Annotated in this window: 15 protein-coding genes; all 15 read left to right on the forward strand. The window is 34.3% G+C overall.

What is annotated here, in order from left to right; genetic code table 11:
* Positions 1 to 94: 94 nt before the first annotated feature.
* The 15 genes from DG508_RS03095 to cbiE all read left to right on the forward strand — a co-directional run bounded on the left by DG508_RS03095 (position 95) and on the right by cbiE (position 16,905).
* Complete coding sequence (locus tag DG508_RS03095; protein ID WP_234418161.1) at positions 95 to 2,929, forward strand: M16 family metallopeptidase; 2,835 nt, start codon at positions 95 to 97, stop codon at positions 2,927 to 2,929.
* Between the two features lie 111 nt (positions 2,930 to 3,040).
* Positions 3,041 to 5,086: a protein-disulfide reductase DsbD family protein gene (locus DG508_RS03100; protein ID WP_108866729.1), complete on the forward strand. Its 2,046-nt coding sequence runs from the start codon at positions 3,041 to 3,043 to the stop codon at positions 5,084 to 5,086.
* Between the two features lie 10 nt (positions 5,087 to 5,096).
* Positions 5,097 to 6,104 carry a TlpA family protein disulfide reductase gene (locus DG508_RS03105; RefSeq protein WP_108866730.1) on the forward strand — a complete coding sequence of 336 codons (1,008 nt, stop codon included), beginning with the start codon at positions 5,097 to 5,099 and terminating at the stop codon, positions 6,102 to 6,104.
* Positions 6,105 to 6,331: 227 nt separating this feature from the next.
* On the forward strand, positions 6,332 to 7,360 hold the full coding sequence (locus tag DG508_RS03110; RefSeq protein WP_108866731.1) for a PLP-dependent cysteine synthase family protein: 1,029 nt from the start codon (positions 6,332 to 6,334) through the stop codon (positions 7,358 to 7,360).
* 85 nt (positions 7,361 to 7,445) lie between these two features.
* Positions 7,446 to 8,537, forward strand: coding sequence for a cobalamin biosynthesis protein CobW (gene cobW, locus DG508_RS03115; protein WP_199912749.1), 1,092 nt, complete (start codon positions 7,446 to 7,448; stop codon positions 8,535 to 8,537).
* Between the two features lie 50 nt (positions 8,538 to 8,587).
* A complete protein-coding gene (locus DG508_RS03120) occupies positions 8,588 to 9,175 on the forward strand; it encodes a cob(I)yrinic acid a,c-diamide adenosyltransferase (protein ID WP_108866732.1) in 588 nt (195 codons plus the stop codon).
* Positions 9,176 to 9,195: 20 nt separating this feature from the next.
* Positions 9,196 to 9,870, forward strand: coding sequence for a precorrin-2 C(20)-methyltransferase (cobI, locus tag DG508_RS03125; protein WP_255412521.1), 675 nt, complete (start codon positions 9,196 to 9,198; stop codon positions 9,868 to 9,870).
* A 34-nt stretch (positions 9,871 to 9,904) separates the two neighbouring features.
* Positions 9,905 to 11,260 (forward strand): precorrin-3B C(17)-methyltransferase, encoded by a 1,356-nt coding sequence (gene cobJ / locus DG508_RS03130; RefSeq protein WP_108866734.1) that lies wholly within the window; start codon positions 9,905 to 9,907, stop codon positions 11,258 to 11,260.
* Positions 11,261 to 11,266: 6 nt separating this feature from the next.
* Positions 11,267 to 11,923, forward strand: a complete 657-nt coding sequence (gene bluB / locus DG508_RS03135; protein ID WP_108866735.1) for a 5,6-dimethylbenzimidazole synthase — start codon at positions 11,267 to 11,269, stop codon at positions 11,921 to 11,923.
* Positions 11,924 to 12,051: 128 nt separating this feature from the next.
* Positions 12,052 to 12,945 carry a hypothetical protein gene (locus DG508_RS03140; protein WP_108866736.1) on the forward strand — a complete coding sequence of 298 codons (894 nt, stop codon included), beginning with the start codon at positions 12,052 to 12,054 and terminating at the stop codon, positions 12,943 to 12,945.
* Positions 12,946 to 13,166: 221 nt separating this feature from the next.
* Positions 13,167 to 13,613 (forward strand): nuclear transport factor 2 family protein, encoded by a 447-nt coding sequence (locus tag DG508_RS03145; RefSeq protein ID WP_108866737.1) that lies wholly within the window; start codon positions 13,167 to 13,169, stop codon positions 13,611 to 13,613.
* A 519-nt stretch (positions 13,614 to 14,132) separates the two neighbouring features.
* Positions 14,133 to 14,678, forward strand: a complete 546-nt coding sequence (locus DG508_RS03150; RefSeq protein WP_108866738.1) for an RNA polymerase sigma factor — start codon at positions 14,133 to 14,135, stop codon at positions 14,676 to 14,678.
* Positions 14,675 to 15,091, forward strand: a complete 417-nt coding sequence (locus tag DG508_RS03155; RefSeq protein WP_108866739.1) for a hypothetical protein — start codon at positions 14,675 to 14,677, stop codon at positions 15,089 to 15,091. Before DG508_RS03150 ends, DG508_RS03155 begins: the two co-directional genes overlap by 4 nt.
* 11 nt (positions 15,092 to 15,102) lie before the next feature.
* Positions 15,103 to 15,324, forward strand: coding sequence for a hypothetical protein (locus DG508_RS03160; protein WP_159090630.1), 222 nt, complete (start codon positions 15,103 to 15,105; stop codon positions 15,322 to 15,324).
* Between the two features lie 375 nt (positions 15,325 to 15,699).
* Entirely contained in the window at positions 15,700 to 16,905 is a 1,206-nt protein-coding gene (gene cbiE / locus DG508_RS03165) for a precorrin-6y C5,15-methyltransferase (decarboxylating) subunit CbiE (RefSeq protein WP_108866741.1), read from the forward strand.
* Positions 16,906 to 17,009 lie beyond the last annotated feature (104 nt).

The following is a 17,009-nucleotide window of genomic DNA, read 5'->3' on the forward strand; positions in this document are numbered from 1 at the left end:
TTTCATTGTTTGATATAGATTAGTTACCTAAGAAGATTATAAAGTTTTAGTCTGAGGGTCGCCTTAGTCAGTGACCCTCTTAAAAAAAATGAAAATGAAAAAACCAAAAATATTAATGAAAATCAACTCTACTGTAATAATACTATTACTTTTTGCATTTTGCATACAAGTAAACAGTCAATCTCTAAACTTAAAGAAGGCACTACCTGTTGATCAAAGTGTACGAAAAGGAGTATTGCCTAACGGAATGACCTATTATATTAAAAGTACTGATGTAGTAAAAGATGCAGCCAGTTATTACATCATCCAAAATGTGGGATCTATTTTAGAAAACGATAACCAGCAAGGGCTGGCACATTTTTTAGAGCATATGGCATTTAATGGAACCAAAAATTTTAAAGGAAAGGGGATTCTCAATACCCTAGAAAAACATGGAGCCGTTTTCAGCAAAGATATTAATGCCTATACCTCTTTTGATGAAACCGTATATAACCTAGATAACATTCCTGTCAAAGATGGCCTGGTAGACACCTGCTTATTGATACTCCATGATTGGTCTAATTATTTATCCCTTACAGAAGAAGAAATAGATGCAGAACGAGGGGTGATCAAAGAAGAATGGAGAACAGGTCAAAATGGACAAAGACGTGTGCTTGAAGCTTCGTTACCTACCATATTTAATCATTCTAAATATGCAAAACGCATTCCCATAGGTTTGATGGATATCGTAGAGAATTTTGAGTATAAAGCATTACGTGATTTTTATCATGATTGGTACAGAACAGACTTACAAGCAATAGCAATAGTTGGGGATATTAATGTAGAAGAGATAGAAAAAAAAATAAAAGCAAGGTTTTCTAGTATACCAGCAGTCAAAAACCCAAGAGAACGTTTTGTAGTTACTATTCCTGATAATAAAGAACTGTTGTATAATCTGGGAATGGACCCAGAGGTATCTACAGCTTCAATTGGTTTTGGAATTCGACATAAAAAACCATCAGATGCTAATACTGTAGGAGGGCTAAAAAGAGCATTGTTAGAAAATATGGCAATGACAATGTTGTCTTCCAGAATCAGAGAAAAAGCCCAAAAACCAGAAGCTACATTTTTAAGAGCAGGAATTGGGTACGCTGGTTCCTCTAGAACCAATAATATGTTGAATGTGCATATTGCACCCAAACCAGAAAAACAACAAGCAGCTTTTAGAGAGGTGCTTACAGAGGTAGTAAGAGCCGTAAAGCATGGGTATACACAATCAGAAATTGATAGAACTATAGCTCAGTTTTTGAATAGTTATGAAACGAGAATTGCAACAAAGAATGACCAACCACATGGTAGTATTATCAATGTGATACAGAATAACTATCTAGAGCAGGTAGAGATGACTGATATAGAAAAAGAGTATGCTTTAGCAAAACAGATTTTTGCAATGATTACCCCACAAGAATTACATCAAACCATACAAAATCTATATACACCTACCAATAGGATGTTAAATGTAACTGGGGTAAAAGGAAAAAATAACCTAACTAAAACAGAAGCATTACAGATTATAAAAGAAGTAGAGAACTCATCAGATATCAAACCATATACAGAAACTTTTGAAGGGAAAACCTTGATGTCGGGAGTATCTATCAAAGAAGGAAAGGTAGAGGAGATTAAAAAAAATAAAGAATTAGGTTCTTCCACATTTATACTAAGTAATGGAGTAAAAGTACACTATAAGTTTACTGATAAAGAAAAAAATAGTGTAGCATTACAAGCAATTAGTTATGGAGGTAAATCCTTGATCAAGAATAGCGACTTACCATCAGCAGAACTATTAGGAGATTTGGTGTTAATGTCTGGTGTAGGAGAGTATTCTGCAACAGAATTACAAAAAGTTCTGGCAGGAAAAACCGTAAGATTTGGCCCAGGATTGGGTGAAATTACAGAAAATTTAAGTGGATTATCTACTACAAAAGATGTAGAAATAATGTTACAATTGGCACATTTGTATTTTGTAAAACCTCGCTTTGATAAGCAAGCATATCAGGTATTACAAGGATCAATTGATGATTTCTTGTTACAAAAAAGTAAAAATATAAAATCACAGATGAGTGATAGCCTTACTGTAACATTATACGGAGCAGATAATCCTAGAGTACAGATATTTACCAAAGAATATGCAAATAAGATTTCATTTGATAAAATAAAAGAAATCTACATCAGTAGATTCAATAATGCAGCAGATTTTGAATTTTATATAGTAGGAGATATAAAACCTGAGGTATTACAACCATTGTTAGCTAAGTACGTAGCAAGTCTACCCGTAAAAAACACAAAAGAAAAATTTAAAGATAATGATCTGCAATGGGTCAATAAGAAGATTGATAAGGATATATATATAAACATGGAAGACCCTAAAACCAATGTAAACATATCCCTAAAAATACCTTTGGAGTATACCATCAAAAACAGATTGCTTACAGGTGCGTTGAGTGATATTTTACAATTACGTCTTACAGAAACATTAAGAGAAGAAGAAGGAGGAGTATATAGCCCAAGAGCAATAGGTAGTATGCAAAAAGAACCTAAATCTCAAAGTAGTATCTCTGTTTCTTTTGATTGTAACCCTGATTTAGCAGAAAAGCTAATCACAATAGTACATACAGAACTCAATAAAATAGCAACAGGAAAGATCAATCAAGAAGATTTAGATAAAACCCTTACAAATTTTCTTAAAGAACGTGAGCAAGCAAAAAGCTATAATAGCTATGATATGCAGTCATTGTTATCATTTTATAGAGATGGATATAACAGAAACGATCCTAAAAATTTTGAAAATATAGTAACTAAGATATCCCAAAAAGATATTCAGGAGTTTACAAAAGAGATGCTTAAAAATGCTGATACATATGAGGTAGTTTTTAAGCCAAAGCAATCATAGTTTACATAACAATATAATGCCTGTTTAAATAAGAAACCAAGGCGATTGAAATGACCAAAGGGAGATGGTGTTTTTAATCGCCAGAGGTTTCTGTAAAAGAATAATAAACATATGAAAAGAATTGTAGTAGTAATAGCGCTGTTTTGTTTTTTCGTGAGCAATGCACAAATACATGACCCAGTAAGGTGGGCTACATCTGTAGAAAAAGTTTCAGATAACCTATATGATTTGGTGATCAAAGCAACCATAGAAGATAGTTGGCATTTATACGCTCAGCAAGTACCAAAAAATGGGCCTATTCCTACTACTTTTACATTTGAAGACGCAAAAGAATTGTATAAGCTTGTAGAAGATACCAAAGAAGGAACAGGAACAACGGTAGATGATCCTGTGTTTGATATGAGAATCAAATACTTTGGGCATAAAGCAATATTTAAACAACGAGTTGAATTACTAAAACCATCAGGAGTAATTACAGCAATAGTGGAGTTTATGGTATGCAATGACACACAATGTTTACCCCCTAAAGAAGTTGATTTAAGTTTTACAATTTCTAGTCAGGTATCGGGGGCAGTAGTGCCTGCCGAAAAAAAAAAAGAAAAATTAGAAGATAAAAACATTCAACTTGCTGATAGAGAGCAGGTAATTGGTAAAGGTAAAAAGAAGTCTTCTACACAATTAGATAAAGGAAATACCAAGAATACCTCCAAACATACATCAGATAATAGTTTTTTAGGGATATTTTTTATAGCCTTCTTATCTGGTTTTGCAGCATTATTGACCCCTTGTGTATTTCCTATGATTCCTATGACAGTCAGTTTTTTTACCAAACAAAGTAAAAATAAAGCACAGGGAATTAAAAATGCGATACTCTATGGTGTTTCGATAGTTGTGATTTATGTATTATTAGGATCTGCTGTAACCGCAATTTTTGGAGCAGATGCCTTAAATGCATTAGCAACCAATGTATGGTTTAATATTATATTCTTTTTACTACTAGTTGTTTTTGCAGTTTCTTTTTTAGGAGCTTTTGAAATTATGTTACCTAATTCATGGGCAAACAAAGTAGATTCACAAGCCAATAAAGGAGGGGTTATAGGTATCTTTTTTATGGCACTGGCATTAGCCATCGTCTCTTTTTCATGCACGGGGCCAATTGTAGGTACCTTATTGGTAGAAGCAGCTTCTTCAGGAGGATTGGCACCAATCATAGGGATGTTAGGGTTCTCTTTGGCGATTGCTTTACCATTTGCATTATTTGCCGCTTTCCCAGGGTGGTTAAATTCACTTCCCAAATCAGGAGGTTGGTTAAATACTGTAAAAGTAGTATTAGGATTTCTGGAATTGGCATTAGCATTCAAATTTTTATCTCAAGCAGATTTGGTACTACAATTACATTGGTTAGAACGAGAAGTGTTTTTAGCCATTTGGATAGCAATATTTGCAGCACTCACAATGTATTTGTTTGGCAAAATACAATTACCCCATGACTCACCTCTTACCCATATATCTGTAGGTAGGTTGAGTTTAGGGCTTCTTACATTTACATTTACGTTATATATGGTGCCAGGATTATGGGGAGCCCCATTAAATTTAATTAGTGCTTTTCCACCTCCACAACATTATAGTGAATCCCCTTATGGAGTTGGGTATACAAAAGTAGGAGAAGGGGCAATTTCTGTTCATAAAGAAATACCAGAAGGAGCACACCTGATGGAACCTCATGATATCTTAGCTTTTGATGACTATGATAAAGGAGTAGCCTATGCCAAAAAAATAAGCAAACCCATAATGATAGACTTTACAGGATGGGCTTGTGTAAACTGCCGTAAGATGGAACAGAATGTATGGCCTAAACCTGAAGTGCTGGATATTTTAAAAAACAAAGTAGTACTAATCTCTTTATATGTAGACGATAAAAGACCTCTGCCAAAAGATCAAGTAATAGCCTCCAAATTAAGACCAGGAAAAAAATTAAAATACATAGGTCAAAAATGGAGCGAATTACAAACCATAAAATACAAAGCAAACTCTCAACCCTATTATGTGTTAATGGATCATGATGAAAATAACCTTATTGATCCTGTAGCATATACCCCAGATGTAGACGAATATCTGAATTGGTTGAATAGTGGGGTTTCTAATTTTGATAAATAAAAATATAACAATGAGAAAACTAGTAATAGCACTGATAGCAATAGTAATTATAGCATCATGCACAAAAGAAGTAGCCAAAGATTACGTCACTCTATCTGGGCAGATAACCAATAAAAATTCAGATTCTATTCTGGTAGTCAATAGAGGGTTTAAAAAAGTAATTAAAGTAAAGGAAGACGGAAGCTTCATGGACACATTAAAAGTAAAAGCAGGAAAATATACATTTTTTGATGGAAAAGAGCAGACCACTATGTATCTAAAAAATGGATACGATGTACAGATTAGTCTTGATACCAAGCAGTTTGATGAAACCATAGCGTATAGTGGTACAGGAGCCAATGGTAGTAACTATCTGGCAAAAAAAGCATTGATAGAAGAACAAAAATTAAGAATCCCAGAGCTTTTTGATCTGTCAATATCAGATTTTGATAAAGAAGCAGATGGTGTAATCAATGAGTTGAGAGAATTACTACAAGCAACAAAAGATCTAGACTCTACATTTATAGCCAATGAAGAAAACGGTTTTGAAGAAATAAAAAAAGAACTAGCAAGCAGTTTTAAGCAGAAACAGTTTTTAAATAACTTAAAAGGACAGCATTCGCCACAGTTTGTAGATTACGAAAATTATAATGGAGGAACTACCTCTCTAGAGGATCTAAAAGGAAAATATATATACATAGATTTATGGGCAACCTGGTGCGGGCCATGTAAAGCCGAAATACCTTATCTCAAAGAAGTAGAAAAAGCCTATCACGACAAAAACATAGAATTTGTAAGTATTTCTCTCGATCAAGAAAAAGATAACCAGAAATGGAGAGATATGATAGAACAGAAAGAATTAACAGGAGTACAATTGATTGCCGATAATAACTTCAAATCCCAATTTGTAAAGGATTATAAAGTGATGGGAATACCAAGATTTATATTACTAGATCCAGAAGGTAAAATCGTATCTGCAACAGCACCAAGGCCATCAGACGAAAAATTAAAAGAACTTTTTAACAAATTAAACATTTAAACATAGTTGATTTTTGTTAGTTAATTAAGAATCACTTTGATCTGACTAATCAAGGTGGTTCTTTCTTCTCAATAGAAGAAATTTAAGTTGAAAATGGTATAAATACCCCTTGATATATAGTGCTTTATAAATAATTTATGTCTTGGGTTAGGCATACTATTTCCAAAAAGTAATACCACACATACTTGGATATTCAATAAAACAAATCGAACCATAAAAACAAAAACATGGCTAAAAACATAGATGCTGTAGTAGGAAACACTCCTCTGGCAGAAATTCACTTTACATATAAACAGGCTCCACGAGTTATATATGCCAAATTAGAGAATTTTAATATGACAGGAAGTATAAAGGATAGAATGGCATATCATATCATTAAAAAATCATACGCTACAGGAGATTTAAAAAAAGGAGATGAGATCGTAGAAGCTACCAGTGGTAATACAGGTATTGCTTTTTCGGCAATAGGAAAAGCATTAGGTCATCCAGTAAAAATATTTATGCCAGACTGGATGAGTAAAGAGCGAATCGATATCATCAAGAATTTTGGAGCTACCATACGATTAGTCAATAGTGAAGAAGGAGGTTTTTTGGGAAGTATAGCCATGACTCAAGAATATGCAAGAAAAACACCCAACGTATTTTTGCCTTGTCAATTTGATAATATATGTAATAGTGAAGCACATTATCAATCAACAGGTCCCGAAATTTATAAACAACTCACACAGGTAAACAAAAAAATAGATGCTTTTGTTGCAGGAGTAGGTACAGGAGGCACAGTTATGGGAGTAGGCAAGTACCTTAGAGAAAAAAACACAAAGCTTGTAGTACACCCTTTAGAACCCTCTAATTCTCCTACTTTGACTACAGGGCACAAAGTAGGGACTCATAGAATTCAAGGCATCTCAGATGAATTTATTCCTTCCATAGTCAAGCTTCAGGAATTAGATGACATTATACAAGTAGATGATGGAGATGCTATTATTATGGCTCAAAAACTAGCAAAAGAAATAGGACTGGGAGTAGGGATATCCTCTGGAGCAAATTTTTTAGGAGCAGTAGTCGCACAGAATAACTTATCCAACAAAGCGATAGTAGCTACCGTTTTTAGCGATAGTAATAAAAAATATTTAAGTACAGATATATGCAAAGAAGAGCCAGTAAAATCAGGCTTTATTTCATCTGATATCCAGTTAAAAGAATTTAAGATAATTCCCCCTTTAGATACCCATAAAATAAGGAGTATGAATCTGTAAATATTAATGAGAAAGATATTGGGAATTGTTTTTTCCTTTAAACAATAATAAATAGTTTTGTTTATAATCTTTTTCATAAGAACTTATGGCTATACAGACACAAAAAATCCCTGTAACGATCATTACAGGATTTCTAGGCTCAGGAAAAACAACTTTGATACATCAAATTGCTAAAAATGCCAATGGTAGACGATTAGCGATCATTGTCAATGAGTTTGGAGAATTAGGAATGGACGGAGAAATCCTAAAAGGAAATGATTGCGGTTGTGATGAAGAAAATATATTAGAATTGAGTAACGGTTGTCTTTGTTGTACGGTACAAGAAGAATTTCTGCCAACCATGTTACAACTGATGGAGCGCAAGCAAGATATTGATCACATCATTATAGAAACCTCAGGATTAGCATTACCAAAACCATTGCTAAAAGCTTTTAATTGGCCTGACCTCAAACCACAAATTACAGTAGATGCAGTCATTACAGTAGTAGACTCTGTAGGGCAGGCAACAGGAGAAATTTGTGATCGCGATAAAGTACAATCACAAAGATTAGACGACGAGAATCTAGATCATGAATCCTCTATAGAAGAACTGTTTGAAGATCAGTTGTCTTGTGCAGATTTGATTGTAATGACCAAATCTGATCTTATTAATAATGAGGAGTATATAGAAGTACGAGACATTATTCAGAATCGAGTAGGCTCAAAAATTAAACTAATTTCCGCAGTAAAAGGAGATATACCCGCAGATGTATTATTAGGTATAGACGCAAAAGCAGAAGATCATGTAGATAGCAAACACTCTCATCATGAAGCGCATCACCATCATCACGATCACGACCATGAACATCATCACCATGACCACGACCATGATGAAACCATTAACTCTATTGTTATAGAAATCAAAGCTCCACACACTCCAACAGCTTTGGTGAATACCCTAAAAGAGTTGGTAGCAGCATATCCGATATATAGGATAAAAGGAATCATACATGTACCAGGTAAACCAATGCGTATGATTGTACAAGGAGTAGCAAGCAGGTTCGAAAACTATTTTGATAGAAAATGGGCAGAAGGAGAAACCAAAGCCACGCAACTGGTGATTATCGGTGAAAAACTCGAAGAGCAGAAAATAGTACAGGTCATAGAAGAAAAACTAATGGCTGGAGCGCAGGTATAACCACGTTGCTTGATATATCAATATATAAATTTAAAAAAAAATCAACCACTGTGAAAATATATACACGCAAAGGAGATACAGGTAAAACAGGAGTTTTTGGAGGTAAAAGAGAATACAAAGACTCGGCCCGTATAGAATGTAATGGAGCCTTGGATGAAGCAAACTCTACCATAGGATTACTACGAGCCAAATTAGGAAATGACCATGAATGGCAACAGAATTTGCATAAAATCCAGAAAGATTTAATGGATATGATGTCACATTTGGCAAGACCATCAGACTCTAAAAAAGAAAACCCAAACCCTAGGCCTATAGATGGAGCCGATTTTTGTGAGCAATGGATGGATGATATGGAAGCCAATATAAGCTCTCCCTCAGACTATTTCTTATTACCAGGCGGAAACGAAATATCAGCATTATGCCATGTATGCAGAACTCAAATCAGAAGAGGAGAACGCAGACTCGTAACACTCATGCATGAAGACCCCGAATCTGTAGAAGAATATGTAATCGCCTATGTAAATCGATTATCAGATTTATTTTTTACGATGGCCAGAGCAGAAATGGATAAAGCAGGAGTTGCAGAAGAAAAGTGGCAATTATTTTTGTATAAGAGAAAAAAGAAAAAAACATCATAGATTTACATACAATTCATGGTATAGCTATGGGGCCTGGTGACCCCGAATTGCTAACGCTCAAAGCCCTGAGAATATTAAAAGAAGCAGATCTTATTTTTTATCCAGGGTCTATTACCAAAGGACAGAAAAAAAGTTTTGTATATCCCATATTACAATACCACAGATTAGAAGATAAGGAACTAATAGGCTTTTTTCTAAAAATGTCTAATAATAGAGAAGAAGCCACAGAAACATATGCCGCGACAGCAAAAAAAATTGAAGCAGCATATCACTCAGGAAAAAGAATAGCTATTGTATGCGAAGGAGATATTAGTTTGTATGCCTCCTTCTCTTACCTGTTAGCACAATTACAAGAATCAAAATTGCCAATATCTTTGATTCCTGGTATAAATTCTTTTTCAATGGGAGCGGCACAACATCAAGTACCGCTAAGTTTGCTTAATGATAAAATAGCAATAGTACCCAGAGTAAAAAATATAGAAGAAATTACTCAGTATTTTAGTGATTTTGATACCATTGTACTCATGAAAATCAGATCAGGGTGGAGCAATTTTTATACAGAACTATTACAAAAGGATTGGAACTATTATTATTGTGAACGTTTAGGCACACAACAAGAATATATCACCACCGATATCACCACATTAGAACATAGAGAAATTCCTTATTTCTCATTAATGATAATTAAGAAATAATACGATAACAATAATCGTTAAACACAAAGATCAGATGATCAAAGTTGTAGGGTTAGGCCCCGGACATTCAGACTATATAATCCCAATGGCAACACAAGCCATATCACAAGCCACAGTTATTATTGGCTATCATTATTATTTTCAGTTTATACAGCATCTCATACAACCCGATGCATTATGCATCGGTAAAGAATTGAGTGAAGAAGAAAAAAGAGCAGATATCGCCATACAACATGCCCTAGAAGGAGAAGATGTAGTGGTGATCGGTTCTGGTGATGCCAGTATATATGCAATGGCATCTATTGTGTATCAAAAAGTAGCAGAACAACAAGTAGATATCCCTGTAGAAACAATACCAGGGATATCAGCATTTATTACTGCAGGAAGCAAGCTAGGAGCTATTTTAGGGCATGATTTCTGTTGCATCTCATTATCAGATTTGATGACCCCATGGACCACCATACAAAAACGAATCCATGCGGCCGCTATGGGAGATTTTGTAACAGGGCTATACAATCCCAGAAGCAAAAAACGCTATTGGCAACTACAAACCTTAAAAGAGATATACCTGCAATATCGTTCTGCGGCAACACCCGTAGCCATATGCAAGCAATTAGGACGCGTAGAAGAAGAAATTAAAATCACTACCCTAGGAGACTTTGATATAAATGAGGTAGATATGTTTTGTGTCGTATTGATAGGAAACAGTCAAACATTTAGGCATAAAGACAATCTAGTAACCCCAAGAGGATATCTAAACAGAAAACCAGAAACAGGAGAAGAGATACAGCAAGCCAGTTTTAGAGAGATACTCAATAATATACCCTCAAATTCACTAGCCAGTGATGCTTTATGGGCAGCCATACGATGTATTCATACCTCGGGAGACTTTGAGTATATCAACTATCTACAAACCTCAGAAAAAGCCATAGCAAATTGGCATGAATATCTCAAGAACGGAGGACCTATTGTAACAGATGTAACCATGGTTCAAGCAGGAATAACCAGAGCATATACAACCAAATATAAAAACCAGGTAATCTGTATGCTCAATGATAAAGAAGCGCTAGAAGTAGCCGCAAAAGAAGGATTGACACGCTCACAAGCAGGGATAAAAGTAGCCGCAAAAAAATATCCAGATGCCCTATTTGTAATCGGTAATGCACCCACCGCATTAATCGAGATAGTAGACCAGATACAAGAAGGAACACTATCACCGGCAGGAGTCATTGGCGCGCCAGTAGGATTTATCAATGTGATAGAATCCAAAGAAAGACTCAAGACAATACAACATTTGCCATATGCATTGATTACCGAAAAAAGAGGAGGAAGCAATTTTGCCGCCGCCATAGTTAATGCCGCATTTACACTCGACGAAGCAAAAATATAAGAAAATATGAAGGAGCCACAACGTATTTTTACCAATGAAGAACAACAACTATTAGAAGAAATACTAATGCATCGCAGAGATGTACGAGGAAATCACTTTCTCGATACACCCATATCTCAGGAAGCCATAGATAAAATTATCGATGCAGGATTAACCGCTCCTTCTGTTGGGTTCTCGCAACCCTGGGAATTTGTATTGATCAAAGATCAAGAAACAAAGCAAGCCATAAAAGAAACCTTTTCTGAGGAAACGGAGCGTGCTGCCATGCAATTTGCAGATGAAAAACAAAGAGAATATATCAAGCTCAAACTAGAAGGTATTTTAGAATCCCCTCTCAATATGGCAGTATTTTATAAGCCCAAAGGAGAACCCGTACTAGGACAAACCAGTATGCCCAATATGGGGAAATACAGTGTAGTCTGTGCCATTCAAAATATGTGGCTTATGGCAAGATCATTAAATATAGGAATGGGATGGGTAAGTATCCTTGATCCAGAAAAAGTAAAACAAACACTAGGAGCTCCCCAAGAAAATCAATTAATAGGATATCTCTGTTTTGGATATACCGATATGTTCTATAACCAACCAGAATTAGAACTAAAAAAATGGGACAGAAGAAAACTTACAAAAGAAGTAGTGATTCATGAGAAGTATACAGGATGATTAGACTTAGTGTAAGTCATAACATTTTATAGATGAGTTAGAAATTTTATAAGGGTTAAAAAAAGAAAAATAAAAAGTAACATTTTTCATTCTACCGACATATATAGAAAATATATCAAAAGAAAGAAATGAAAAATACGATACTAATTGTTATTATACTTACTACATTTTTAGGAAGTAATGCACAAGAAAATAAAATAGGACCAACAGGTAATATTGGAATAGGAACAAATACTCCATCACCATCAGCACTATTAGAAATAAGGCAGCAAGAAGATCCTAGCTCGGATAAAGGGCTGATTATTTCGGAGCCAAATAACAGTCAGAAGATCTATCTACATCTTGCAGACAATACACATGGTGAATATGGTTATTTTCATTTGGGGGGAGAAACAAAACTTAGAGGTAATGGAGTGCATTCTTCATTTGATGGTGCTTTAGGGATAGGAACTACATATCCATCGGCACTATTAGAAATAAGACAGAAAGAGAATCCTAATTCAGATAGAGGACTTGTTATTTCGGAGCCAAATAACAGTCAGAAAATCTATTTACATCTTGCAGACAACGCAAGTGGTGAATATGGTTATTTTCATTTGGGGGGAGAAACAAAGCTTAGAGGTAATGGAGTGCATTCTTCATTTGATGGTGCTTTAGGGATAGGAGTCACCAATCCAGGTTCATGGAAATTAGCAGTTAATGGTAAGATTAGAGCAAAAGAAATTAAAGTAGAAACAGGATGGGCTGACTTTGTCTTTTATGATGATTATAAATTGCCTACACTTCAGGAAGTAGAAAATCATATAAAAGAAAAAGGACATTTAAAAGATATTCCTAGTGCTAAGGAAGTTGAAGAAAATGGAATCTTTTTAGGGCAAATGGATTCTAAGTTATTGCAAAAAATAGAAGAATTAACTCTTTATACTATAGCACAAGAAAATAAAATTAAGGAATTAGAGTCACTAAACAAAAAACTACTTGAATTACAGTTAAGACTTGAAAAGTTAGAGTCAGAAAAATAAAGTAAGAGCAGACTCCTGTTCTTGTGCTCAAATTACCATCAAAACTCAGTATCCACTATAAATGTAAAACAGTAAAATGATAAAGTAAAAGTGTCTCAATTCTAATTTACTCAATAGTATCTTTTAAATACAAGATTACTCCACTATATAAATGTTGGTATAGACCAAGAATTAAAGTGAAAAGAAGTTCGAGTTTTGTAGTAACATTAAAAAAACAATGTATGGTTAAAACAAAATTTATACTTCTCCTAGTAGTAGGACTGCTTGCAAGCAGTATGTATTCACAGCAAAAAGATACTATGACCAATCAAGAAATCGTTAAAAAGTTTTTAAACGGATTTAATGATCCAGCCAGAATTCAAGAATCATTAAGAGTACTCGCAGATGATTACAAGTTTAAAAACCCGATGGTAGAGCTCAATTCAAAAGCTGAATTCATAGTATTGGCACAAGAAATAGGTACGGTATTAACGGGAGTTAATGTAATTAACACCGCAGAAAACGGTAATTGGGTAGCCGCCTATTATGAATTTAAATCCTCGATACCAGGCTTAGAAAGTAATATGGCATCAGAATGGTTCAGATTAGAAAAAGGGATCATTCAAGAATCTCATTTAATTTATGATGCTTCTGGGTGGAGAAAAATATATGAGCAAATAAAAAAATAAAAACTACCTCTTTTTTCAAATTAAATTTCAAAAGATAACGGCTCTTAAACTCAGGGGTTGTTGTCTTTTGTCTTGATAATAGTTTATTCCTGTCAAAATAAGAATATCTTCAAATGTCTTGAGTATGAGGTGATACAAGAAACCGTATGTTCGTTCGTGCGGTTTTTCAGAATGCTAATGGAGGAAAATAGTATCTCGAGAACCCATTATAAATGTAAAACCGCAAAACTCTAAATGTAAAATGATAAAGTAAAAGCGTCTCAATTCTAAATACTATCTCTTAAATAATAAAGTAAAAAATATAGAACACCGAATACTGAACCCCCAATATCAAAGTTCGCCAACTACTCACTACTCACTACTCACTACTATCTATCTTTTAAAATATATCGAGAACAAATTATTTTACGACAAAAACTTATATTAAATTCATGTCAACCAGAAAATAAAAGAGTCTAAAAATGCAATAAATTAAAAAAGCATCGTCTTTTTAATCAAAGACCCTTCATAAAAGGTTTAATGGATTTAGAATCAGAAAATAGTAGAAAACTTAAAGATTTTTTTGGAAGAGAATATGAATCTCTCAAAAGGTATGTGAGCACTAAAATCAGTGACACAGCCAATCGGGATGCAGAAGATATAATCCAAGATGTAGCTTTGAAGCTATTTTCGGGAGCAGATAGGTATGCACCAATTAACAATGTAGCAGGTTTTGTTTACAGATCGATCAAAAACAAAATCATAGACGTTATGCGAACTACAAAAAAGACCAATTCTGTAGATACAGATAAAGACTTATTAGAATTAGCAGAAGCATTACATCAATCAAACGATAATTATACCTCTGATCAGATGATAGCAGTATTAAAAACTTGCATCCAGCAGCTAAAACCAGCTTATAAAGACATCATTATAGCAGTAGATTTTGAAGGATATACCTATAGAGAGATTTCGAGAGAAACAGGAATATCGATAGGAACGCTAATGTCTAGAAGACATAGAGCCGTTGGAATATTATATAAAAAAATAGAATTAGAAATTAATAAAAAAAACAGGAAATCATGACAAGCTTTTTCACTCATAAGTTCAGAGAAAAATCACCGATAGAGATTGTAGGAATAATTATTTTTGGTGTAATTGCCATTACAGGATTAGCCATTTTATTTGGTTTTGTAATCATGTGGTTATGGAATTGGCTAATGCCAGATATTTTTGGACTCACTACCCTTACATACTGGCAAGCAGTAGGCTTGTTTATACTCCTCAAAATATTTCTTGGAGGTTGTTGTGGCGGTAGTAGCAAAAGCTCGTCGAAAAAATCAAAAGATGAATGTAAGAAAGATTCGAAAACTGATTTTTCAAAGTGGAAATACTATGATAAATTTTGGAAAGAAGAAGGAGATCAACATTACAAACAATATATAGAACGACAATTAAACCAAGCCCCAGAAGACCCCTCAGAATCAGATGTAGAATAATATTAAACCTTATGATGGAGTTACTAATATTTCAGACAGATATTAAGACAAAGAAAAAAGTGAAATCCTTAAAACCAGTATTAAGCAATCATTCAGACATTATCGACTGGTCAATTGATCTCGAAGATATTGATAATGTACTTAGAATTGAAGCCACAGCAAACCTATCAGAAAAAGAAGTCATAGATCTGTTACAAGTAGAAGGCTTTTGTATTGAGACATTACCAGATTAAAAAAGAAGTGCCGTTACAGATTAGAATCCATATAAGAAAACACAATATCTGTTCGAGTGATTTTTTGGAATACTAATAGAAAAAATTTGTAGACAACCAACCATCTCGCCACTTCATTTTCTGCCCTCCCAATGCAGACTGAAAACCAAAAAGTACTTATTGCGTAGTGATATATTTCAGTCAGCCTACACTAGAATGACAAATGATCTGAAATACTGAATATTGAATATTGATTTTCTCAATTCTCAATTCTAATTACTCATTACTAAATAACAATCAACCAAATTTGATATAAATAATTGCAGACACCTTTTTATGTATATAAAACTCCCTAGCTTTGTAATCCCTGTCAAATTGATACAAGATTAATAGCACATGATGATTTTTTATGTAATAGGTATTGCAAACAAACCCTCAGACTTTACAGAAGCACAACAGCAATATATATCAAAAATCAATGTATTTAGTGGCGGAAAACGTCATTATGAATTGGTTAAAAATTCGCTACCACAAGATCATCAATGGATACCCATTCAATCCCCAATGGAAAAGGTATTTGAAGCCTATGAGGAAACAAACCAACCTATTGTTGTTTTTGCCTCAGGAAATCCACTGTTTTATGGCTTCTCCAATACATTACAAAACAAATATCCCGATGCACAAATTATAACGACCCCTTATTTTAGTGCCATTCAGTTACTAGCAAATGCAATGAGTATCAATAGTAATTCTCTGCAAACGATAAGTGTTCATGGCAGAGCATGGCAAGCACTAGATACAATTCTTATGCAGCAAAAAGAACTTATAGGAGTACTCACCGATACCAAGAAAACACCAGCCCGTATTGCCAAGAGGATGCTAGATTACGGATATGATAATTATAAGATGTATGTAGGAGAAGATATAGAAGGAGCACAAGAAAAATTTTATGAGTTATCACTAGAAGAAGCCTCGGTAACAGAGTTCTATCCTTTGAACTGTATGTTACTTAAAAAAGAATCCCATAGACATATTGATTTTGGGATACAAGATCAGGATTTTATAGGATTGCCCAACAGGCCCAAAATGATTACCAAAATGCCAGTTCGGTTAACCACATTACATTTTCTAGACATTTTAAAAACAGAAACCTTTTGGGATATAGGGTTTTGCACAGGATCAGTAAGTATTGAAGCCAAATTAAGAAACCCCAAGATAGACGTAATCTCTTTTGAAAAAAGACCCGAATGCAAAGACATTCTTATAGAAAACCAAAAACGCTTTGGCGTTCTTGGAATTGAGGCTGTAATGGGAGATTTTTTTGAACAAGACCTAAGTCGTTTTCCAACTCCTGACACCATATTTATAGGAGGACACGGGGGCAAACTAGAAGCATTATTTATCAAAATAGCCCCCTTTATACATCCTCAGACAACCATTGTAATCAATGCCGTACAAGAAAGCTCAATCCAAGCATTCAAAGCAGGATGCAAGCACATAGCATATAACATTGCAGAAGAATGTATCATAGCCGTAGATCAGCATAACTCAATAACCATACTCAAAGCAAAAAGTAACAAAACAACCATAAAAACACCCTAAATCAAAGTAACTTCTGGTATCTTTGTCAATGATAGTAATAACAGATAATTTGTTTTTATTACGGTAAAATCAAAATGATAAATAGCACAATAGCTTCTTCTAAG

Origin of the sequence: Aquimarina aquimarini, assembly GCF_900299535.1 — a bacterium.
Taxonomy (GTDB): Bacteria; Bacteroidota; Bacteroidia; order Flavobacteriales; family Flavobacteriaceae; genus Aquimarina; species Aquimarina aquimarini.

Excerpts from the sequence above, each read along its gene's own strand:
- DG508_RS03105 (WP_108866730.1), top strand. The coding sequence starts at position 5,097 with ATGAGAAAACTAGTAATAGCACTGATAGCAATAGTAATTATAGCATCA.
- cobW (WP_199912749.1), top strand. The coding sequence starts at position 7,446 with ATGGCTATACAGACACAAAAAATCCCTGTAACGATCATTACAGGATTT.
- DG508_RS03095 (WP_234418161.1), top strand. The coding sequence starts at position 95 with ATGAAAAAACCAAAAATATTAATGAAAATCAACTCTACTGTAATAATA.
- bluB (WP_108866735.1), top strand. The coding sequence starts at position 11,267 with ATGAAGGAGCCACAACGTATTTTTACCAATGAAGAACAACAACTATTA.
- DG508_RS03155 (WP_108866739.1), top strand. The coding sequence starts at position 14,675 with ATGACAAGCTTTTTCACTCATAAGTTCAGAGAAAAATCACCGATAGAG.
- DG508_RS03150 (WP_108866738.1), top strand. The coding sequence starts at position 14,133 with ATGGATTTAGAATCAGAAAATAGTAGAAAACTTAAAGATTTTTTTGGA.
- cobJ (WP_108866734.1), top strand. The coding sequence starts at position 9,905 with ATGATCAAAGTTGTAGGGTTAGGCCCCGGACATTCAGACTATATAATC.
- cbiE (WP_108866741.1), top strand. The coding sequence starts at position 15,700 with ATGATGATTTTTTATGTAATAGGTATTGCAAACAAACCCTCAGACTTT.
- DG508_RS03160 (WP_159090630.1), top strand. The coding sequence starts at position 15,103 with ATGATGGAGTTACTAATATTTCAGACAGATATTAAGACAAAGAAAAAA.
- DG508_RS03110 (WP_108866731.1), top strand. The coding sequence starts at position 6,332 with ATGGCTAAAAACATAGATGCTGTAGTAGGAAACACTCCTCTGGCAGAA.
- DG508_RS03145 (WP_108866737.1), top strand. The coding sequence starts at position 13,167 with ATGGTTAAAACAAAATTTATACTTCTCCTAGTAGTAGGACTGCTTGCA.
- DG508_RS03100 (WP_108866729.1), top strand. The coding sequence starts at position 3,041 with ATGAAAAGAATTGTAGTAGTAATAGCGCTGTTTTGTTTTTTCGTGAGC.
- DG508_RS03140 (WP_108866736.1), top strand. The coding sequence starts at position 12,052 with ATGAAAAATACGATACTAATTGTTATTATACTTACTACATTTTTAGGA.